The following is a 22,010-nucleotide window of genomic DNA, read 5'->3' on the forward strand; positions in this document are numbered from 1 at the left end:
GGCGGTTTCCGCGACGGATACATCCGGTTACCAGTGATACGGGGGGAAGAGGGGTGATGCACCATTCGCCAGCATCTTATCGGGGCAACCATAAATTCCCAATAGTGAATAACTACCACTTTGGAGAGATGCATCCGCCCAGCACGCGCGCCCGGGATGGCCCACGGACCGCTGCGCAAGTCAACACCTGACAGTCGAACAGACGACAAAATCACGAGATGCCGGACGAAACCGCTGCAACGATTGATAGATGGAGGGAGATTCGTTCGAATTCCGGATTCTGGGCAGGGTCGAGGCATACCGGAGCGGGCGTCGGATACCGCTCGGTCGGCGACGGGAACGCTGCCTGCTCGGGATACTGCTGCTGGAGGCGGGACGGCCAATCCCCACCGACCGACTCATCACCCTGCTCTGGGCGGAAGACCCGCCGACGGATCCCCGGTCGAGCCTGCACACCCACATGTCCAGGCTGCGCCGGCATCTCACGCCGCCGGAACGGAACCGCCAACCGCCGCCGGCGGAACGGAACACCCGCCGTCCGGTACGGCTGCTCGCCCGGCACTCCGGCTACCTGGCCGAGGTGAACTCGGAAGCGGTCGACGCGCACCGGTTCACCGAACTGACCGCGGAGGCCCGCCGGCTGGCCGATCCGGCGGAACGCGCCTCCCGGCTGCGGGACGCGCTGGCGATGTGGCGTGGGCCGCTGCTCGCCGACGTCGCCGACGAACGGCTCCGGAAAAGGATCGGTGCCGGGCTGACCGAGCTGCGTCTGGCCGTACTCATGGAGCGCATCGACGCCGACCTGGCCACGGGCCAGCACCAGCGCCTGATCGGGGAACTGACCACGCTTGCCGCCGAACACCCGGACCGCGAGAGTTTCACGGGTCAGCTGATGGTGGCGCTCTACCGGTCCGGTCGGCAGAGCGAGGCGATCGAAAGCTACCAGCGGCTCCGACAGTGGCTCGCCGACAGCCTGGGCACCGACCCGGCACCCGAGCTGCAGGGTCTCTACACCGCGATTCTCCGCCAGGCCCCCGAACTGGCCGCGGTGCCGGCGCCGGCCGCGATCACCGTCGCCGTCCAGCCCCGGGAGACCTCCCCGGACAGCCGTCCGCCTCCGTCGACGCCGCCCGTGCTGCGGCAGCTTCCCCCTGACACGGGCGAATTCGTCGGACGCGAACGGGAACTACGCACCCAGCATGCTGCGGTCCGGGAAGGGCTGACCCACCCCCGGACGGCCAACAACCTGCTGATCTTCACGATCGAGGGCATGGCCGGGGTCGGCAAGACCCGGCTCGCGATCCGCCTCGCACACGAACTGGTCGCCGACGGGCACTATCCGGACGGGCAACTCTACGTCGACCTGTGCGGATTCACCCCGGGCCAGGGTCCGGCCGATCCGGCACCGGTGCTGGAGGAGTTCCTCAGCCAGCTCGGCGTCGACCGCGCCGAGATTCCCGCCGGGCTCTCCGAGCGGTCCGCGATGTACCGTGACCGGCTCGCCGACCGCCAGGTCCTGGTGCTGCTGGACAACGCCGCCGACGAGAAGCAGGTGCAACCTCTGTTGCCGGCCGGCCCCGACAGTCTGGTGCTGATCACCAGCCGCCGGACGCTCGCCCTGGACGGCGCCCGACCGATCACCCTGCGGACGTTCGGTCGACCCGAGGCCCTCCGGCTGCTGGCCAGCATCGCGGGCCGGCACCGGGTCGAGGCAGAGCCGCAGGCCGCGGACGAGGTGATCACCCGCTGCGGCGGCCTGCCGATCGCCGTCGCCCTCGCGGCACACCGGCTGCGGGCCCGTCCCGCGTGGCGGCTCGCCGACCTCGCCGCCCGGCTGGACGACGAGCGGGGTCGGCTGAGCGAACTCTCTGCCGGGGACCGGGCGGTCGAGGTGGTCTTCGCACTGTCCTACCGGGCGCTCGACTCCGACCAGAGGCGGATCTTCCGCCGACTCGCCCTGCACCCGGGCACCGGATACACCGCCGAGGCCGCCGCGGTACTCGGGCAGACCACCGTCCAGCACGCGGAGGCGCTCCTCGGCCAGCTTCTGTCCGAACACCTTCTGCTGGAGACCACCCCGGGGCGTTACCGGTTCCACGACCTGGTGCGGGCGTACGCGCTGCGGCGTGCCCAGGCCGACGAGCCGGAGGGGGCGAGGGCGGCGGCGCTCGACCGGCTGCTCCGCTGGTACCTGCACACGGCGGACTCCGCCGACCGGGCTCTCGACCCGTCCCGCCGGCGGCCCGAGCCGACCGCCGCCGACGACGCCGGGGCACCGGTCCCCCTCGACCACCCGGAGGCGGCGATGGCCTGGTTCGAGGCGGAGCGGACGAACCTCGTGGCGGTGGCCGAGACGTGTGTGTCGCACGGTGCGGACGACGTTGCCTGGCAGCTCTCGTCCGCGATGCTGACCTTCCTGTACGTCCGCAGCCACTTCACCGAGTGGCTCGCCGTACACCGGACCGCGCTGGGCGCCGCCCGCCGCTCCGGAAACCGCGTCGCGGAGGCCGGCGTACTCAACCGGCTCGGCGTCGCGCACAGCGGCCTGCACCGCCAACAGGAGGCGATCGCCTGCTACCGGCGGGCACTCCGGCTCCAGCAGGACGCCGACGACCGGCCCGGGCGGGCCTGGACGCTGAACAATCTCGGCGTCGCGTACAGCGACCTGGCCGAGTACCGGGAGGCGCTCGACTGTTTCCGGACCGCCGTCGCGCTGTTCGCCGAGACCGACGACCACCGGGGTGAGGGTCTGGCGCTCGCCAACCTGGCCGACACCCACCGTCGACTGGGTCGGGGCGACGACGCCGAGGACTGCCTTCGGCGGGCGCTGGCCGTACAGACACGTTCCGGAGACCGCCCGGGGCTGCGCTTCACCCGCACCTTCCTCGGCGACCTGCGGCACGACCGGGGCGAGTACGGCCGGGCGGTGGCCGAGTACCGGACCGCGCTCGATATCCACCGCGAACTCGGCGACCGGCGAGGCGCCGCATCCCTGCTGGTCAGTCTCGGAAGGACGCTGCGGCGCGACGGCCAGGTCGAGGCCGCCCGGGAGTGCTGGCGACAGGCGCTCTCCGGGTACGACGAGATCCGTGACCCCCGGGCCGCCCAGGTGCGTCACCTGCTCCGCGAGGAGTTCGTCGGTCCGACCGGGTGACACCGCGCGCCGGCAGCCCGGCCGGCGGGGTGGTTGGCAAGGTCTCCGGCAAGGTTCCTGGCAGGAGTTCTCCGGGATCGTCCTGTGCACAGGGACCGGAGTCCACAGCGACTCCACACACACGAGGGGACCCCGATGAAACGTACCTTCGCCACACTGGCCGCGCTGCTGGTCACCTTCGGGGTGGCACTCTTCGCCACCGCGTCGCCGGCCAGCGCACACACCGGCAATCCGCCGTCCGGCTGCCACTACACCAACTTCTTCACCGGTGGCGGCACGAACTACGGGCGGGCCTGCTTCGAGTGGGAGGGCGACGACCACTGGGTCGCCGACCTGCAGGGCAACGGCCGCCGGGTGGGCGTCGACATCCAGACCAACTACGGGAAGTACCGCAACTGCGAGAACACCCACGGTGCCGGAACCTGGCACGAGTGCACGTTCGACCACCTCGAGGAGGAGTGCGTGCGCTGGCGTGGTTACGAGTACGACGGTGACACCGGCTCGTTCTACAACATCACGCCGTGGAGTTCGTGGCGCCGGATCGACACCGGCGGCGCCTGCTAGCCGTAGCTACCGGCCCGATGGCCCGTACCGGAGCACCCGACCCGACGTCCGGGTCGGGTGCTCCGCCCTGCTCAGCACGGCAGCCCGGCCCGGCCGTCGGTCGGCGCCTCGCCGTCCTCGCCGGTCTCTGGAGCGTTGCCACGGAGGCCGTCGAGGATGGTGTGCGAGATCGCGGCGAGCTGGTCGATCTGGGCGGGCGTGAGCCGGTCGATGACCAGCTCGCGGACGTGCCGGCTGTGCGCCGGGGCCGCCTCGGCGAGGGCGGCGTGTCCCCGGGGGGTGAGCACCACGTGGATGGCCCGGGCGTCGCCGCGGTGCCGCTCGACGAGGCCGCGTCCGCACATCCGGGTGATCTGGTGGTGCAGGCGGCTCTTCTCCCAGCCGAGCGCGGCGCTCATCTGGAAGATCCGGAGTCGGTGGTCGGGCGCTTCGGAGAGTACGGCGAGCACGGTGTAGTCGGCGTTCGAGAGTCCACCGCAGGCCTGTAGCTGCTGTTCGATCCGGGCGCGCACGACCTCCTGCATCAGGAAGAACGTCTGCCAGGCGTCGAGTTCGCGCTCGGTGAGGCCACCCTGCTCGTGATCCACGACTCCCATCGTACCGATCAGTTGATGCATCACCTCGTGCTCGCTATCGTCGAGGTGACACGTCAACCCATGGTTGGCCGTGGAACGGGGAGGACAGCATGAGTGGCAGCGGACAGCGCGTGGCGCGACGTACGGTCGCCCGGGTCGAGGCCGGAAACCGGCTGGGCCCGAACGCCCAGGTCGACGACCACCGGCTGCTGATCGCACCGACCCGGCCGGCGCTGACCGACCCGTTCCTGCTGCTCAGCGAGGACTGGTTCTCCGAACCGGGGTTCGAGTGGCACCCGCACCGTGGGCTGGAGACGGTGACGATGGTCCTCGACGGCGTACTCGAACACGGCGACAACATCGGCAACGCCGGTGCGCTCGGCGCCGGTGACGTGCAGTGGATGACCGCCGGACGCGGGGTCATCCACCGCGAGCTGGCGTTCCGCAACGAACGGGCACACACCCTGCAGCTCTGGGTGAACCTGCCGGCCAACAAGAAGATGGTCAACACCCGCTACCAGGACCTCGTCGCCGACCGCCGGCCGGTGGTCGAGCGCGACGGCAGCCGGATCGACGTCATCTCCGGCCAGGTCGCTGGGGTCAGCGGCCCGGCGCGTACCCACTGGCCGATCTCCGGAGCGGTCCTGACCATCGAACCGAACAGCCGACTGGACCACACCCTGCCCGGCCACGACCGCGCCTTCCTCACCGTACTCTCCGGCCGGGTCACCATCGCCGGGCGGAAGATCGGCGAGGGGCAGACCGCCTGGTCCGACCCGGTTCCCCGGGCGAACCTGTCGACAATCGCGCTGGAGACCCCGGAGGGCGACAGCCCCACCGTCGTGATGGTCTTCGGCGGGCGGCCGATCCGGCAGCAGGTCGTGATGGGTGGCCCGTTCGTGATGAACAGCAATGCGGAGATCCACCGCGCGTTCGCCGACTTCCACGCCGGAAAGTTCGGCACCGTCCCCCGCCAGGCCCGGCTGAAGTACCGCTGACCCCGGCCCACCGGTCGCCGGGGTCGCGGTCACCGGTCCGGGGCCGGGTTCACCAACCGGGCCGTGAGGAACGGGCTGGGGGCACCGTGCCAGAAGACCGCCAGGCTGTCCCGGGCCCGGGTGGCGGCGACGAAGAGCAGCGACCGCTGCCGCTGACGTTCCCGCTGGTAGCGCTTCGGGTCGGTGTCCCGATACCGGCCGATCATCTGGTGTGGGACCAGGCCGTCACTCACCCCGGCGATGATGATCCGTTGATACTCCAGGCCCTTGAAGCGGTGCATCGTGCCGATGTGCACACCGTCCCGCCCGTTCGGCCCGTCCGGACCGATCTCCACCGCAGGCGTACCCGCCGCTTCCAGGCGGGCGACGACCTCGGTCACCAGTTCGTGCGTCGGCACCGCGATCGCCACCGACCCGTCGGTCGGGTTCCCCCACTCCACCAACTGTTCGACGATCAGCTCCCGCTCGTCGTGCCACGAGGTGGCGCCCCGGAACGTCGGCCGGCCGCCCCGCAGCAGCGACCGGTAGCCGGCGAGATTTTCCGCTCCCCCGTCGAGGTCGTCGTAGGTCTCCCCACTCATGATCTCCAGGGCGGCGGCCAGGATCTGCCGGGTGGTGCGATAGCTGAGGGTCAGTCGGGCCGACCGGCCCCGGATGTGTACGCCGAGACTGCCCAGCGTCACGTGGTTGTCGTAGATCCGCTGATGGGTGTCACCGGCCAGGAACAGGTCGTCCGGGCCGGGGGCGACCATCGCCCGGAGCATCTTCCAGTGGGCGGCGCTGAGGTCCTGCGCCTCGTCGACCACGATGTGCCGGTAGCGGTGCCGCAGGAACCCTCCGGAGTCCTCGGCGGGCAGGCCCTCGCTGCGGGCCGCCCGGTCCATCTCCAGACGCGCCGCCCGTTCCGCCACCTGACGCCACGTCCACTTTCCCTGGTCGTCCAGCCACGTGCTGAACCGCTCGGTGAGCTGCCACACCTGGTCCCGCTCGGCCCGGTTCAGGGTACGGCCACGGCCGGGTCGGCGGGCTTTGAAGTAGTCGGATCGGGAGCCGAGCACCTGGCCGAGGATCACCTGGGCCCATTCGGCGGCCAGGAACTCCGCGTCCCACCCCGTCTCCCCCGTCTCGACCAGGAAGTCCTGCCACAACCCGGACACCCTGTTGTCGTCGATGATCCGCTTGCCCACCCCGGCCTTCGCCTCGGCGACGACCCGGCTGGCCAGCCGGTCGATGTTGACGATGTCGACCCGGGCGACGAGTTCCTGCCCGCCGAGGGCGATGAGCCGGGTCCGTAGGTCCGCGGCGAGGTTGCGGTTGAAGGTGGTCAGCAGGATCGGCTTGTCCGCACCGGGAGGCAGGTGCCGGACCAGGTGGGCGACCCGGTGCAGCGCGACGATCGTCTTGCCGGTGCCCGGTCCGCCGCCGACCCGAGCCGGCCCCTGGTAGCGCCGCTCGACCAGTTTGCGTTGGGTGGGGTGCAGGAAGATCTGCCAGCGGTCGAAGGACTCGGCGAGCATCGCCTGCAGCGCCTCGTCGTCGGAGAAGACCTGGGTGGCCGGGCGCTCGGCGGCGGCCTGGTAGTCGTCGAGGTCGACCGGTCCGTTCTCCCGTACCGGCTCGGTGACGTGGGTCAGCACCTCCTCGTACGGGCGGCCGTCGTAGAGCGACAGCAACACGTCGGTGGTGAGCTGCGGTGCCCGTTCGGTCAGCTCCAGCAGGGCGGTCTCACCGGTCAGCTCCCGGATCTGCGGCAGGAGCGGCTCGGCGACACCCAACTCGACAAGCTGGGCGTCGGTGAACCGGGCGAAGAGCGGCGCAGGCACCGGAGGCGGCTCGTCCGGTGCCGGCACCGCGACCGGCTCCTCCGGCGACACCACCCGGCCGACGATGCTGTCGCCGACGGGGGCCAGGTCGATCACCTCGATGCCGCCGGTCACCCGGTTGATCCGGTACGAGTAGCGGTCGAGGTTGTCGTACACGTCCTTGCGGTGCCGGACCGCGACGAGCAGGTAGTCCTGGTCGGCGACGTGCAGCAACAGTGCCCGGTGGTCCTGGTTGATCCGGGCCGACCAGAGGCGGGAGTCGCCGCTGAGCTGCTTGAGCCGTAGTCCCGGGCTGTGCGGGTTGTGCCGGAACTTGTGCATGAACTCGTAGACGGCGCCCATCTCGGCGCGGGAGAGTTTCATGACCTCCCGGTCGGCCCGGTCCAGCATCCGCAACGTCGCGGCCTTGGCGATCACTGACCCTCTCCCCCACTCGACTGCGCGAACCGGCGGACCAACTCGTCCGCGGACCACTCCCGGGCTGTCCGGACCGACCAGCCGGCGTTGACGTACGCGTCATCGCGGTCGGCGATCTCGGGATCGTCAGGGGCGCCGGACAGCACCACCGCGATCCGCCGCTCGGGCCAGGCAAGCTCGGCCGGCCAGCCCTGGTCACCGAGCTCGTAGCCGACGACCGGCGCCGGCAGGCCCCGCCGGACGAGGGACTGCACCAGCGTCTCCAACGCCGACTCCTCCCGGTTGATGTACCGGAGGACCTCCTGCCACGGCAGGTCGACGTCGAGGGCTTCCCCGGCCGGCGGTGTCGGCTCCGGGGCGAGGCCGAGCCAGTTGGCCGTCTCCGGGTCGACCGGCATCGGCCGCTGGGTCAGCCGCAGACCGGTGCCCTCGCAGACCGCCATCGACGCCGGGTCGAACCCGTCCAGTGTGGAGAGCGCCAGCTGTGCCCCGTCGCCGCCGCCGGGGGCGAGGAACTGGACGAGGTTCGCCCAGCGCAGCCACGCCGCCCACCGGTGGCGGTGCCGCTGCTGCCCGTCCCCGGTCGGGGCGCCGACCGTCTCCGGTCGGTCGTCGACGACGACCAGCGCCGACCAGGTCGGCTCGGCGTCCCGCCCGTCGAGGACCAGGGTGACCGGACAGCCGTCGGTGTCCACCGCCCGGACCAGGCTGATCCGTCCCGGCACGGGCGGCGGCAGCGGCGCGCCGTGCAGCGAGGCGAGGATCCGCTCCCCGATGCCGCTGGAGTCGGACCGGGTCGGCTTCCCGGTGGCCTGGACCAGCAGTCCGGCGAGCGCCGCCTCGGTACGTCGTCGCCACAGCTCCGGGTCCGGTTCGGCGAGGAACCGCAGCAGCAGTTCGACGGGGTTGGTCCAGACGTACCGTTCCAGGTCGCCGGGGTCGGCCTCCGGCAGCAGCTTCCGGTGGTGGTCGCGGGCCCGCTGCCGGGCCAGCCCCTGGTACGGTGCCCAGCCGTTCCCGCCGTTCCCGCCGTTCCCGCCGCTCCCGCCTTCGCCGCCGGTCCGCCAGCCGTCGACGTCGTCCCAGGTGAGGGCGAAGACGTAGAAGTCGTGGGCGCGCAGCCGGTTGCGTTTCTCCGCGTCGTCGGCGAGCCGGTTGTACTCGGCCGACGCGTGGTACTTGAAGCCGTCGAGGTAGACCGCGATCTCCGGCGCCGGTGCGTCGAGGCGCCGGAAGTGCACGTCCGGCCGGGTGCCCCGGATGGTGTTCTGCAGCTTCATCTGCCAGTGGACGACGCCGCCGCCGTCCGGTGCGGTGATCCAGAAGTCGCGCAGCCGCGCGCCGTCGTGGTCGGTCCGCTTCTCGACGCGTACGCCCGAGCCGGGCTCGCCGGCCCAGGCCAGCAGCTTGTTGAGGAACCGGGCCTCGAGTTCGCTCTCCACCTGGGCGATCAGCGAGATGTCGTCGGTCCGGATGCCGGAGTCGACCGCCCAGGTGTCGAGGAGCCGGCTCAGCATGCCGAGTGCCTCCTCCCGGCTCATCAGGGCGAACTCGTGGTTCCGGGCGTACCGCAGCAGGCAGCGGTGGCAGGCCGACCGGCCCTCGTGCTGGCAGACGCAGTTGCCGATGATCTGTCGGGCGTGTCGGAGGATCTGCCGGAACTGTTCCGGGTCGGCGAGCCGGTGCAGATAGCCGGTGCCCTGCGGCTGGGTGTCGTACACGACGACGTGGTTGCGGGTCGCGCCGCTGGCCCGGTCCGGCATGGTGGCCTCGACGACCTGGATGTGTGCCGGGTCGCCACCGTACTCGGCGGCGATGCCGAGCCGGACGGCGGCGGCGAACGAGACCAGCCGCTCGCGTACCAGGGCGGTGACCGCCGGGACGAGGATCCGCAGCGCCTCGGTACGCAGCTCGTGGGCGAGGATGAGCGGTACGTGGACGGCGGTGCCGGGTGACCGGCGGTGCGGGCACCAGGGCCGGTGGTGTTCGGCGTCCCGGCTCACCACCGATCCCGACAGGTAGGCGGCGACCTCCTGGCTCGGCGTCGGCTGCCCGTCGATCGTCGTCCCGCCGCAGGAGTCGCAGGTGTGGAACGGGTTGAGCCGTACCTCCTGGCCGGCGAAGTACTCGGTGGCCCGGTCGTAGCGTTGCACCCCGAGGTTGTAGTGCCGGACGGCCGCGTCCCGGGTGTAGTCGACGCCGAAGGTCTCGGCGGTGTGCCGCCAGGCGGATTCGATCCGGTCGGGGTCGACGTCGACGGTGGCCGGGGTGACGTAGAACCGGCGTTGCCGGTCGTCGCTGTCGTCGCGGATCCGTGCGTCGTCGCGGCGGTCCCGGCTGAGGACCCGGGTCGGGCGGAGCACGGTGAAGACCCGGCTCTGGTCGGCGAGCCCGGTGTCGGCGCAGCGGGGGCAGGGCCGGGTGTCCTCCTGGGCCAGGTGGGTACGGGCGTAGCCGCACCGGGCGCAGATCCGCCACCGCTCGTACGCCGGCCGGTTCACCGGTCCGAGGTCGAGTCCGGAGATCTCGTGCTGGTAGCCCCGGACGTAGTAGACGTTGCCGGGGGCGAGTTCGACAAGTGCCGGCCGGGCCGGGCGGTCGTACTCGCGCAGTTCGGTGTGGAAGCGTCGGCTGCCGTCCGGCAGCTTCTCCTCCCAGGTGAGGGTGGCGTCGAGCAGTGTGCGGTGGTCGACCAGCGCGTAGTTGGGCAGCAGTCCCAGCTCGACCAGGGTGGCGTGGGCGGCGGCGCCGGCGAGCCGGTGCAGGAGTTTGCGGACCTCGCGGGCCTCCGACTTCAGCATCCGCAGTTCGCGGGCGTGGTCGGGGTCGCCGCTGATCAGGGTGGCGGCGACGGTCTCGATTCCGGCGAGCCGGCGTCGCAGGTCGTCGCGGCGGGCCTCCCAGTCGGCGTCGGCCCGTTTGACCCGGTCGACCAGGCCGGTGTCGGCGAACTGGCGGAGCTGGTCGGCGGCGGGGGCGGAGACCTTGTCGCCGAAGAGGGTGAGGAAGTCGCCGACGAGTCGTACCGCGTCGCGCTGGCCGGCGTCGGCGAGGGCGGCGAGCCATCCGCCGGGGCCGAAGAGCAGGTGGGCGCGGCGGGGCAGCGGCCGGATCCCGGGCAGCCGTCCCCGGGCGGCGAGGTCGATCAGGTGTGCGAGGTACTGCCGGCGCAGGATCTCGACGGCGGAGAGGAAGCAGCCGGGCGGCACGATCTGCCCGGCGATCATGTTCGTCGGGTCGGTCAGGTAGTAGCGGTCCCGTTCGGTGCGGCCGACCAGGGTGAGCACCAGGGCGTTGCCGCTGCGGCGGCCGGCCCGGCCGGCCCGTTGCACGTAGTTCGCCGGACCGGTCGGCAGGGAGGCGAGCACCACCGCCGAGAGGTCGCCGATGTCGATCCCCATCTCCAGGGTGGGGGTGCAGGAGAGCACGTTCGGGTCGGTGTACCGCTCGCCGGTCCGGAACCGCTGTTCGACAATCTCCCGTTGGGGGCGGGTGAGCATGCCGGTGTGCTCGCCGGTGACCACCCGGAAGACCGGACTGTCGAGGTAGAGCCGCCGGTAGTAGTCGTCGGCGGCGGCCTCGTCGCGGACCGGCCGCAGCCGGCCGCCGCAGCGGTACTGCCGGCAGGGCTGGCCGGTCCAGTCGGCGACCCGGTCCGGGTGTTCGGTCTGCTGCCAGTGGCAGGTGTCGCAGCCGACTCCGGCGATGATCGCGGCGTTGTCGTCGAGTCGGGTCACCCGCAGGTGGCCGGGGAGCAGCCCGTACACCCGGTTGCCGTCCTCGGTGTCGCGGGCCGCGACGATGCCGGCGGTGGCCAGCGCCGGCAGCAGCCGGTCGAGGTAGCCGGCGGCGGCGGGCGGGTCGAGGCCGAGGCAGCGGCCGGTCCAGTCCTGGTACCAGTTGCCTTTGGCGCCGATGGTGTCGAACTCGGACCGTGACTTCGGGTTGGCCAGCAGGAACGCCGGCCCGGAGAGCCCGTGCGGGAAGGCCGGCATCCCCTCCGGGCGGCCGCCCCAGATCTGCCAGCGGGTGCCGCCGCGCCGCAGGTAGGGCGCCAGCCATTCGTGGTAGATCGCGCCCCGGGTGCGGAGCCGTTCGAGCAGGCCGCGCAGGTAGGCGAGGTAGCGGGCGTCGTCGGGTAGCGGGCCGCCGCCGGGGCCGGGCCCGGTCAGGTGTACGTCCCGGCAGAGCGCCGCCGCCCGGTCCGGGTCGTCGAGCCCGACCTCGACCGCGACGGTACGGGTCAACTCCAGGGTCCGGCCCTGCCGGGTACGCAGCCCGGTCTCCAGGACAGCGGCGAAGGCGAGCCGTTCGCCGACCAGGGTCCAGGTCTTCCGGTCGCCGGGGCCCTCGCCGGCGAGCAGGCTGTCGACGCCGGGCTGGTCGTGCAGGTCGGGCGGGACGACGGTGGAGAGGATCTCCGGCTTGACGGCTTCGCCGATCATCTTGACGATCAGTTCGTCCAGCCCGACCGGCACCCCGGGGCGGAGTTGCCGGGCGAGCAGGGTACGCAGCGAGAACGCGTACGACCGGTTGGCGACAAAACCGGCCCGGTGGGCGGCATCCTGCACCGAGTCGTTGAAGAGCAGGGTCTTGCGTTCGGCGGCGTCGAGTTCACCGCCGGTGAAGAGGTGGGTGATGGCGACGGAGGCGAGGGTGGCCAGGCCGGCGCCGAGGTAGCGGATGCCGTGGTCGAGTTCGCAGGAGGGGCAGCGGTCCTTGTCGGCGGCGTCGAGGCTGGAAAGGTCGCCGAGGACGACCACGGACTCGTCGCCGAGTCGGCCGCCCCGGTCCTTGTGCGGGTCGAACGGGCGGACCCGGTGGCCGTACTCGAGAACGAGCAGGCCCCGGTCGCGGTGCTGGATCTCGTCGGCGGTGGCGGCGACGAAGGTCCGGACCCGGCGCTTGTCCCGGCCGACCGACGCCCGGTAGATCCGGTCCGGGTCGGTCTCCAGCTCCTGCGGGTCCTTCTCCGGGGAGAGTGCCGCCCAGCCGGAGCGCCCGCAGTGCCGGCAGTAGACGGCGGGCAGCAGTGGGTGGTTCACGTCCGCGACCACCCGGTCGGCCTCGGGGGCGAACGGGTCGGCGGCCCGCTCCGGCTCGCCGTACCAGCCGAAGGTGACCTCGGGGCCGACGCCGCGCAGCAGCCGGGAGACGGACCGGGCCCAGAGGTGGGTTTCGATGTTGAGCAGCGGTCGGCCGGGGAGGTCCGGGTTCTCGGCCGAGGCGAGCAGGCCGACGAACCGGGCCAGGGCCCGGGCGGTGATCTCGGGCCGGGTTTTCATCGCGCTGCCCCAGCCGGTGGCGTTCTTGCGGGGCAGGACCTCGATGACCTCGTCGAAGGTCCGGGGTGCCGGACCGAGTGCGTCGAGGACCGCCTTGGTCAGCGGGTGCCGGCGCAGCAGCGCGCCGAGCCGGGCCGGGTCGGTCGCGTTCCGGTCGGTCGCGTTCCGGTCGGTCGCGTTCCGGTCGGTCGCGTTCCGGTCGGTCGCGTTCCGGTCGGTCGGGGGCCGGCCGAGCAGGAGGGTGGCGAGCCGGGCGTTCGCCGTGGCCGGGTCGGGGTCGTCGACCGCGGCGAGGGTTTCCGGAGCGGGCAGGGGCAGGCCGAAGTCGGGGTCGGGGATGAACTCGGCGGGTTCGTAGCGGTCCTCGCCGATCAGCGAGTCGGGTGGGAACGGCACCCCGAACACCTGTTCGGCGACCTCGCGGATGGCGGTGCTGCTGTCCCGTCCGGAGCCCTCGCCGAGGGTGGCGGAGGTGGCGACCGGGCAGATCGGCCCGAGCGGTCGCTGCGGGGTGGCGAGCCCGAGGGCGATCGCGAGGCGGCGGAGCAGGATCGCGACGTCGGTGCCCTGGGCGCCGTCGTAGGTGTGGAACTCGTCGAGGACGACGTACGCCGGGGCGGCGTTCTCCCAGAGCGGCAGGTCGTCGGCGCGTTGCAGCAGCAGGTCGAGCATCTTGTAGTTGGTGATCAGGATGTCGGGCGGATTCCGCCGCATTTCCGATCGTTTGGTCAACACCCGGGGATACTCGACCTCGGCCACGTCGCCGATGTAGAGACCGGCGGTGACCTGCTGCAGTTCGGCATTGTCGGCGAGCAGTGCGTTGAGCCGACCGGTCTGGTCGGTGGCGAGCGCGTTCATCGGGTAGAGCAGGATCGCCTTGATGCCCGGCCCGTGCCGCAGGCGGGCCCGCCGGCAGTGGTCGAGGATCGGGATCAGGAACGCCTCGGTCTTGCCGGAGCCGGTGCCGGTGGTGATCAGCGTCGGTTCGGCCGCTCTGTCCAGGGTGGAGAGTCGGGCGAACGCCTTCGCCTGGTGCAGCCAGGGGTTGAAGCCGGCCGGCGCCCAGTCGAGTGTGGAGCGCCAGGCGCCGGGCGCGGGCCGAAACGGGGTACGGATCCGCAGGTACGGCCCCCGGAAGATGCCCTGTTCGGGGTGGGTGAGAAAGGCTTCCAGGCCGCGTCGTACCGGTTCGTCGGTCAGCCCGAACGTGGTGGTCAGGTACTGGGTGAGCGTACGGCGAAGGGTGTCGGCGGCGATCGTCGGCCTCATGAGCAACTCACCGCAGGCATGCTACTCGGACTAAGCCATGATCAATCTGTCGTGAATTTGTCCACGGTAGCCGGACAAACGGCGACAGGTCAGTCCGAGTACGCACACACGTCGAAAACGACGGACCAAACGCCGCGCCGGAAGCTGTCGGCGGCATACGAACCTCCGCGATGGTCACCGGTGGCCCGACCACTTCCGTAGCGGGTCAGGCAGGGGCTTGGCGTGCACAACGGCCAGCTCGCGGTTCGGCCGGGTGAGTGCCGTGTAGAGCGGTCCGTGCCGGCCGAGGTTCTGTGGGAAGTCGGCGGGCTCGACGACCACGACCGCATCAAACTCCAATCCGCGGGCGGTGTCCGGGCGGGCCACCGTCACCTCCCGGCCCGAGTGCCGCCAGGTGTAGGAGCCGCTCTTGACCGTTGCCCAGCCCGCCTGTCGCAGCATGGCCTCCACCGCTTTCGGGTCAGCGGTGATGACGGCGAGCGTGCCCTGTGGATGGGCGGCCTGCAGCCGACCGACGTGGTTGAGCACCACGTCGGGAAGGTCCGACGCCCGGCACTTCTCGACGGTTGGTTCAGGACCCTCCTCCTGGAAGGCCACCACCGCGCGTTCGGTGGCGGGAAGAAGCCGGTTGGCGTACTCGAGGATCGGTCGGGTGGACCGGTAGCCCCGCTTCAGCCGGCGGATCGGCGGATCGGCGTAGGGGATGTCCAGCAGAGGCAGGACCTGTGCCCAGGACGCCGGCGTGTGGTCGGATCGCCGTTGGTTCAGGTCGCCGACGAGCGTCCACGCGCGGGCCTCGTTCATCGAGCCGAGCAGAAACCATTCCAGCGACGTCACGTCCTGGGCTTCGTCGACGATGATGTGTTCGATGCCCACGAGGTCGCGTGGTTTGCCAACCTCCCACTGGATGATGGCGAGCAGTGGGGCGTGTGCCCGCATGTCGAGCGCGTCCCGGGCCGGTCGGAGTCTGTGCAGATAGCTGATCCATTCCGGGTCCCTGGTGAGGGGGTGTTCACTGCTGCCGTTGCGACGCAGGTAGTCGTAGACGTTGTCGCAGTTGACCTTCGTGCCGCTGCTCCGCAGCCGGGTGACCGCCGCCCGTACGAAGAGGCCAAGGTCCTTGTCGACGTCCTGCCAGGAACGGGAGATTCCGCCCCGGAGGGCATGCCCCATGCCGAGGATGCGCAACATCAGCTCGGGCAGCGAGAGAACCAGAACCCGATCCGACCCGCCGGTGAGTCGGTCGACGACCGGCCGTACGTGCTCCGAATAGCCGCTTGTCGGCCCCACGACCAGAACCTTGCCGTCGAGGCTGTTCTCCGGAGGTGTCTCGTCGTTGACGAGGTAGGCCGCCCGGTGGGAAGCGATGATGGTCTTTCCCGTACCGGGTTGGCCTTCGATGATCATACTGTCCATCGCCGGCACGGTGACGAGGTTGTACTGGTCCGGCTGGAGTGTGGCGAGCACGGGGGCGAGACTCTTTGTGCGTGGCGCGGCGAGCCGCGCGCGCAGCAGTGCCTCCGCGCGTGTGGTCGGCGCGGCGGGCGGCCCGACCCGGGAGGCCGGGGACGGGGCGGGCGTTTCGGGTCGTACGGCCGGAGGCGCGGGTTGGGCGGGCGGCGGCGTGGGAACTGTGCCGGCAGCCGGCATGAACACCAACGGTGGCGCCTCGGGCTGCCGCCCCACCGGGGGTCTGGAGCTGACGACCGGAGTCTGCTCCGCTGGCTTCTGCGGTGTCGTCGGCTCCCGCGACGGGGACCGTGCTGGTGACTGTGCCGCCAGCCGAGGTGCTGTCGGTGGGCTCAGGGTGTTCCGACGCTTCGGCGCGGCGGGCACGGTGAGTTCGCGCTTCAGGAAGGGCTGTGCCGGCACGTCGTCGGCCACCTGCTCGTCGTGGAAGGCGACGATGTCCTCGCCTCGGTGCTCGAAGGCGCGGATGACCGCGACCTCCTCGCAGAACTCGTGGTGACGTGACCCGCGAAAAAACGTGCAGGCGACGGGGGCGGCCCAGCTGAAGACGTGGACGCCGTCGAGTTTGGCGTAGGTTTCGCCGATGTAGAAGTCGTTACCTCCGGCGAACAGGTCCGGATGGGGCTGGCGGAGGGCCACGCGGCCGACGAGAGCGCCGAACGGCATGACGGAGTTCTGTGGTAGCCCGGTTCCGGTCCAGAAGTTGTTGCGTGGTCCCTGATGGGTGACGGGCTGACTCGCCCTGTCACGGACCACCCGGCGGTAACGCCGCTGCGCGGTCCTCTCGTCTTCGAGGTCGAGTTGCGTCCTATTCAACATGCTCCGTCCCGTGAGTGATCGTGACAACGCATGCGGCGAGCGGTTCCAGCCGGATCTCGGGTTGGCCCGCGGTACGGATGCTCTCCAGCAGTGCGATGAACCTTTCCTTCGCGCGGCGTTCCTGGCTCTTGAACAGCTCGATGCTCCTGGGCCCACGGCCGCGTGACCGTGCGGTCTCCATGCGCTTACGGATGGCCGCGAGCTTGCGTTCGTGCTGCGCGCTGACGGTGAGGATCCGCGCCTCCTGCAGCGCCTCGAACTCGCCGTCGCGGCGTCCCTGCTCCGTTATGTGCCGCAAGTGCAGGCGGTCCATCGCGCGCTCGGCGAGCGTGGGAAGCCGGCTGATGCTGGGCATCGGCTCGTCGACGAGTCTGCCCTCCGCCAGGGCGGCCAGCAGCGCGTCCACCGGTCCGTCGCCGGCGTCTCGCCCGGTCGCGGTGACGGCGGCGCCCCAGATCTCGTCACCACGCGGGGACGCCGTCGCCGCTGTGGCGAGGACAACAACGTAGCTGCCGGGCGCGACCTCGTCCGGAGCGCCCGAGATCCGCAACGACGCGAATCGCGCCTGCCGGTGTCCGGGGATCGCGGCCGCCGCCATGGTGAGCGGGCTTGTCGCGGCGAGCAGGGTGCCGCCGTGGGTACGGGCGTGCTCCTGTTCGAGGACGAGCGTTACCGGTAGTTCGTGGCGTAGTTGCGCGGAGATCGACCGGATCTCGGTGCGGGAGCGCTGCGCGGACCGGGCGAGATCGTCAACGCGGCCGGCCATGGCCGCGTTGCCCCGCAACTCCAGGGTGAGCCCGTCCGGCGCGACTCTCACACCCGTCGCCCCGTCGGTGCGCGCCCAGTCGTCGAGCAGCAACGCGAGTTCGCGCTGCCCGATGTAGCGGCCCGTCCGGACCAGGTCGTCCTCGAGTCCGGTGACGTCGACGTCGTTGCTCACCAGCAGCGCGCTCGACGCGTCGGAGACGTCCCGGAGGCCGGCGCGCTGTTCCTCGATCGCGGTCAGCGCCTCGTGCAGCTTCTGTTCGCGCTGTTCCGGGGTGAGCGTGAAGTCGAACCCGGCCTGCAGCACCTTCGGCGCGTACGCGGAGATGATCGGCTCCAGCGCGCCGATGGAGGACTCGAAGATCCGGATGCGGTCCAGGAGGCGGGCAAGGATGCGCTCGTCGATGGTGGCCTCGTTGACGAAGTTGACAACGAGGATGGTTTCCTCTTTCTGGCCGATCCGGTCGATACGGCCGATACGCTGCTCGACCTCCATCGGGTTCCACGGCAGGTCGTAGTTGATCACCGCCGAGCAGAACTCGAAGTCGAGACCCTCGCTGGCGACGCGGTTGGCGAGTACGAAGTCGTAGCCGCCGGCACGGAAGTCCGCCATGATCTGGCGGCGTGTCTCGCGGCTGACCCCGCCGTGCATGACCGCGACCTTGAACTCCATACCGAGCCGGTCGGCGAGGTACGCCAGGGTCGGGCGGGAGTGCGTGAACAGCAGGGCGCGACGCTCCTGCCGGTGCAGTCGCCGCAGCACCCTCCTGAGCAGGTCGAGCTTGGTGTCGACGTGCTCGGGCAGGGCCTCGGCCGCCTTGACGAGCTCGGGATGCGGGTCGAGTCGGTAGGCGCGCGAGTCGGAGTCGGCGTCGGTGACGTCGCCGAAGCCGTCCGGGTCGAGCACCGCGTACCGGGCCATCGGCAGGCACGCGCTGGCCAGTCGCAGCGGCATCTGCATCGCGAAGTGGAGCGGGGAGTTCATCGCGGCGGCCCGGTCCCGGCACCAGCGGAGGTACTCCTGGTAGAGGACCGACTCGGCGGGGTTCCAGGTGACCTCCTGCCGGTCCTCGGTACGCGTGGCCTTGCGGTCGTCGACCTCCACCTTTTTGGTCCGGGTGATGACGGTGGAGAGCGTGTTCAGGGTGGCCAGGTAACGCTTGGCGTCGACGATGTCGCGGGGGCCCAGCTCGTCCCTGTCCAGCAGGTCACGCAGCAGCGCGAAGTCCGGCCGGCGCATGAGCGCCGCGCCGAACGACGTGTCCTTGAGTCCGTTGAGCTGGCGGAGCAGTTCTCGGCCCCGGACCCCCTTGTCGACGAGCCGCGCCGTGACGGCGTTGATGACCCGGTTCGGCTCCAGCCGTAGCTGTAGGTCCGCCATGCTCCCGTAGTCCTCGGGCGCGAGCAGTTCGAGCAGGTTGAGGAGGTCCTGCTCGCCGAGGTTGATCGGCGTCGCGGTGAGGAAGACCAGGTTCGCGGCCCACTCCGCCAGCTCCGTACCCAGGGCGTAGCTCTTGGTGTCCTGGTTGCGCATGGCGTGTGCCTCGTCGACGATCACCAGGTCGAACTCGGGAGGCACGGCGCGCAATTCGGCCAGCCCGTCCCAGGTGCGCAGGCGTTCGAGGCTGCAGATGTAGGCCTGCCGGCTGGGCAGCCGGTTCTGCTGGTGGCGGGTGAGGAAGGACTTCAGGCTGGTGTTGTCGAGTTCCGTGAGTTCGAACTCGAAGCGGTCCTCCATCTCCTCCTTCCACTTGCCCAACAGGCTGGACGGACACACGACCAGGACCCGGTCGGCCTCGCCACGGGCCTCCAGTTCGGTCCAGATGAGGCCGGCCTCGATGGTCTTGCCCAGGCCCACCTCGTCGGCGATGAGCAGCCTCGCCTTGCCGGTCTGCAGCAGCTTCAACACCGGCTTGAACTGGTAGGGCCGGAAGGTCGTCCGCGTGGCCCGGAACGAGTAGAGCGTGTTGGCGAACTTGCCCAGCAGCTTGGCGCGGGTCAGGGTCGCACCGAACCGGCTCGCCGGGGTCGGCTCGCGCGTCACCCACGTCGGCGGTGCGTCGATCTCCGGGCGCGGACGCAACCGCGACTCCACGACGTCCTGCTGGCGACCTTCGACCATCACGGAGTAGGACCAGTGCTCGCGAAGGAACTTGCGGTCGCGCACCACCACGTCCACCCCGCCGGGATAGGTGACCGCGGCCTCGTTGACGGCGAACGCCGGGGACGGCACCTGCTCGGCCCTGCCCCACAGTTCCTCAGCCCATTCCCAGGCGGCGAGCAACGGGTGGTCGGCGTCGAGGCCGTACGGCGACTCCACCATGGCCCCACCCGGTGGTGCGCCGACCGCGACCTGCAGGATGATCGGGCCGTCGTCGACCCCCTGGAACCAGTAGATGCCCTCCGGGAGGTCAACCTCGGGCTGCCACAGCACCCGGCACGTGCTCACCTGGTCGGCGAGCAACCGTACGGGGGTGTCCAGGACGAGGGCTCGCTCGAACCGTCCCCGGTCGAACGCGACATCGGTCCGCTCGTGGTCGGGGAAGTAGCCGAACGTGACATCGTGGGTTGAAGGGCTGGGAGTCACCGCGCACGCGCTCCTTGCCGTCCCGCCGGATAGCAGCTGACGGGATCCGGGGTGGAACCTATTGGTCGTCGCGGAGTTTATTTATCCACATGCCACCGGACCTGGGGCGAACAGCCCAATGTGAATGGACGTTACGGCGGCTCCACGCCGGCTAACGGTTCTGAGGACTTCCCGGCCCATGCCTCAGTAGAAGCCGCCAACCGATGGCCTGACCACAGGCGGGTGACCCGCTCGCCGAGCCTTTGCCGGGAGGTCGTCTGCGGGGAGCCGCCGTGCGGCCATCGGACCGAAAACGCTGGTCGGACAGGGTTTCCCGGCTCGACGGGTACCGGCCTGGTTGCGAGAGTCGTCTATAAATGCGTCTGTACTGCCGCACCGGAGGCCGAGGCCCTGGCGACGTGAGGAGCATCCGCGTGGCTGAGGACGAGTCGGACGCCCGGAAGAAGTTCGCCGTCGGCCTCGGTGCGGTTGCCGCCGCCATCAGTGTGCTCACGTTCCTCGGCTGGGACGACGAACTCAAGCAGGCACTTCCGATCGCCGACCGGTCGACGACCGCGCCCGCCGTACCCAGCAGGCAGGCCGTCGTCACTCCGCCGGCTGTCACCCGCCCGGATCCTCAGCCGACCCGGCCGCGACCCCGGCCCACCCCGGAGGAGACCACCCCTGATCCGGAGGACGTCCGCCGGGCGTACGTCAGGCAGGCGGACGAAGCCTGCCTGACGGCCGTTGAGGCACGTCCGGGCCCGGTCAGCGTGCTCAACTACGAGTGGATGATGGACGTGGCCGCGGCACGTGAGCGGATGCTGGCTGACTGGCAGACGGTGTCGGTCCAGCCGTCGGGCGGGTCGAACGTCAACCGGGTGCGGGAGATGTGGCAGGACTTCCACGAGGCGACCACGTACTGGCGCTACATGGCCAACAACCTGCTGGCCCGCAACAAGGACGGGTACAACGCCGAGCTGCGCCGCTTCCAGTACGCGAACACCTCGTTCCTCCAGCGGGCGAACCGGTACGGCTTCCGGGTGTGCAGCTTCCAGTGGCCGACAGCGGCTCCGGCGCGCTGAACCCGGACGCGGAGCGCCCCTGAACGACGCACCACCCCACCTGGCAATTCGCCACGCTACTGCGCAGCGTCTTCATGCACCATGGCGTTCAACGGCGGGTCTCGGCCACCGTTTGGGCGGAGGCATGCCACGATGCGGGAAAGCTCAACCGACCGGGGCGCGTCCGGCGGCTAGTCGGGCGAGCACGTCGATGGCGTTTCGGGCCGAGTAGTTCGACAGCCAGGTGCTTACCGCGAACGTGCTGCGATCCGCTTCCTGCTGATCCGGTGGGCGTAGCGTGGTGGGAAGGTCCTTTACCCGGACGACCACCGTCCAGGGGCCGCCCGAGAGGCCCATACGACTGGTCTGGATCGCGAAGATGGACTCGACATGGCTCCAGGGCACCCGGATCGCGAAGGCGTCCGTGCCGGTGCGACTCCGTGCCCGCACCCAGATTCCGCCCGGATCAGCGGCGAGCCAGACTCCGGTCACCTTCGGTACAACGCGGAGGATGGCGAAGAGGACCACGGTCAGGAATGGAAGCACGAACACCAGCAGGGTCCATGGCACCCCAGACGGGGCCACGGCCGGGACGCACAGCGGCGACAGGACGCCCAGCCACACGACCGGCTGCAGGGCCAGTACCCACACGAGCGCCCTGCGGCGTAGGACGAACGGTTGCCCCTCGTCGGGGATGCTCGGCGCGCTCCGAATGATCTGGTCGTCAGGCACCGAACATCTCACGGGACAGTCGGCCGAGCGCTGCCGGGCCGTCGCGGCCGTTCAGAGCAGCAGGATCAACAGTCAGACCAGTGATCCGTTGGTACTCCGACTGGGCGGTCCGACCGAACTCGGCCTGCGCCTCGGCGATGAGTGAGAGGACCGTCTGGGCGATGGCGCGGCCGTCACCCCGGCGGAGCGCCGAGTCGGCGATGTGGAGATCCAGTACTGCACGATCGGGGCCGATCGTGACCTCGACCAGGCGGTCGTCGCTCTGTCGCGTCACCCGTAGCCGAGCCACGGCGTCACCGGCCTCCAGGATGCGAGCCCGGGTTTCCTCGAAGGCGTTCACCATCTCGTCGAGCCGGGCAGCGAGGTCCTCGCGCACAACTTCTCCTAGTGTTCTGTCTCGTAAATAGCTAGTCATTGGAGTAGACTCGAGACGTGACACGTGCTGCCGCACCACTGGTGCTCGAACCCGGCCAGCGGGAACTGCTGGAGTCTCTTGCGAAGTCGCGTAC

Annotated in this window: 11 protein-coding genes; 4 read left to right on the plus strand and 7 right to left on the minus strand. The window is 70.5% G+C overall.

Annotation, left to right across the window (positions count from 1 at the left end; all coding sequences use genetic code 11):
- Positions 1-250 precede the first annotated feature (250 nt).
- Together ABGB05_RS33660 and ABGB05_RS33665 are read left to right on the plus strand one after the other, a co-directional pair.
- On the plus strand, positions 251-3,154 hold the full coding sequence (locus ABGB05_RS33660; RefSeq protein WP_347658005.1) for a tetratricopeptide repeat protein: 2,904 nt from the start codon (positions 251-253) through the stop codon (positions 3,152-3,154).
- A gap of 135 nt (positions 3,155-3,289) precedes the next feature.
- On the plus strand, positions 3,290-3,718 hold the full coding sequence (locus ABGB05_RS33665; RefSeq protein WP_347658007.1) for a hypothetical protein: 429 nt from the start codon (positions 3,290-3,292) through the stop codon (positions 3,716-3,718).
- 71 nt (positions 3,719-3,789) lie between these two features.
- Here ABGB05_RS33665 and ABGB05_RS33670 read toward each other — a convergent pair whose 3' ends face one another.
- The gene (locus ABGB05_RS33670) at positions 3,790-4,305 is read right to left on the minus strand and encodes a MarR family winged helix-turn-helix transcriptional regulator (RefSeq protein ID WP_347658008.1); all 516 of its coding nucleotides are present in this window, start codon (positions 4,303-4,305) and stop codon (positions 3,790-3,792) included.
- A gap of 98 nt (positions 4,306-4,403) precedes the next feature.
- Here ABGB05_RS33670 and ABGB05_RS33675 point away from each other — a divergent pair, with 98 nt between their 5' ends.
- A complete protein-coding gene (locus tag ABGB05_RS33675) occupies positions 4,404-5,291 on the plus strand; it encodes a pirin family protein (protein WP_347658009.1) in 888 nt (295 codons plus the stop codon).
- Positions 5,292-5,320: 29 nt separating this feature from the next.
- Here ABGB05_RS33675 and ABGB05_RS33680 read toward each other — a convergent pair whose 3' ends face one another.
- The 4 genes from ABGB05_RS33680 to ABGB05_RS33695 form a co-directional block, all read right to left on the minus strand.
- Positions 5,321-7,528 carry a UvrD-helicase domain-containing protein gene (locus tag ABGB05_RS33680; RefSeq protein ID WP_347658017.1) on the minus strand — a complete coding sequence of 736 codons (2,208 nt, stop codon included), beginning with the start codon at positions 7,526-7,528 and terminating at the stop codon, positions 5,321-5,323.
- Positions 7,528-14,085, minus strand: a complete 6,558-nt coding sequence (locus ABGB05_RS33685; RefSeq protein ID WP_347658010.1) for a DEAD/DEAH box helicase — start codon at positions 14,083-14,085, stop codon at positions 7,528-7,530. Before ABGB05_RS33685 ends, ABGB05_RS33680 begins: the two co-directional genes overlap by 1 nt.
- 174 nt (positions 14,086-14,259) lie before the next feature.
- On the minus strand, positions 14,260-16,374 hold the full coding sequence (locus tag ABGB05_RS33690) for a hypothetical protein (RefSeq protein ID WP_347658011.1): 2,115 nt from the start codon (positions 16,372-16,374) through the stop codon (positions 14,260-14,262).
- Positions 16,364-19,726, minus strand: a complete 3,363-nt coding sequence (locus ABGB05_RS33695; RefSeq protein WP_347658012.1) for a helicase-related protein — start codon at positions 19,724-19,726, stop codon at positions 16,364-16,366. Before ABGB05_RS33695 ends, ABGB05_RS33690 begins: the two co-directional genes overlap by 11 nt.
- Positions 19,727-20,139: 413 nt before the next feature.
- On the opposite strand from ABGB05_RS33695, the gene ABGB05_RS33700 reads away from it, so the two are divergent.
- Complete coding sequence (locus ABGB05_RS33700; RefSeq protein ID WP_347658013.1) at positions 20,140-20,790, plus strand: hypothetical protein; 651 nt, start codon at positions 20,140-20,142, stop codon at positions 20,788-20,790.
- Between the two features lie 144 nt (positions 20,791-20,934).
- Here ABGB05_RS33700 and ABGB05_RS33705 read toward each other — a convergent pair whose 3' ends face one another.
- Together ABGB05_RS33705 and ABGB05_RS33710 are read right to left on the minus strand one after the other, a co-directional pair.
- A complete protein-coding gene (locus ABGB05_RS33705) occupies positions 20,935-21,501 on the minus strand; it encodes a hypothetical protein (RefSeq protein ID WP_347658014.1) in 567 nt (188 codons plus the stop codon).
- Complete coding sequence (locus tag ABGB05_RS33710) at positions 21,494-21,877, minus strand: YbaB/EbfC family nucleoid-associated protein (protein WP_347658016.1); 384 nt, start codon at positions 21,875-21,877, stop codon at positions 21,494-21,496. The genes ABGB05_RS33705 and ABGB05_RS33710 overlap by 8 nt, the downstream gene beginning before the upstream one ends.
- Positions 21,878-22,010 lie beyond the last annotated feature (133 nt).

It is taken from the genome of Plantactinospora sp. B5E13, from assembly GCF_039871775.1.
Taxonomy (GTDB): domain Bacteria; phylum Actinomycetota; class Actinomycetes; order Mycobacteriales; family Micromonosporaceae; genus Plantactinospora.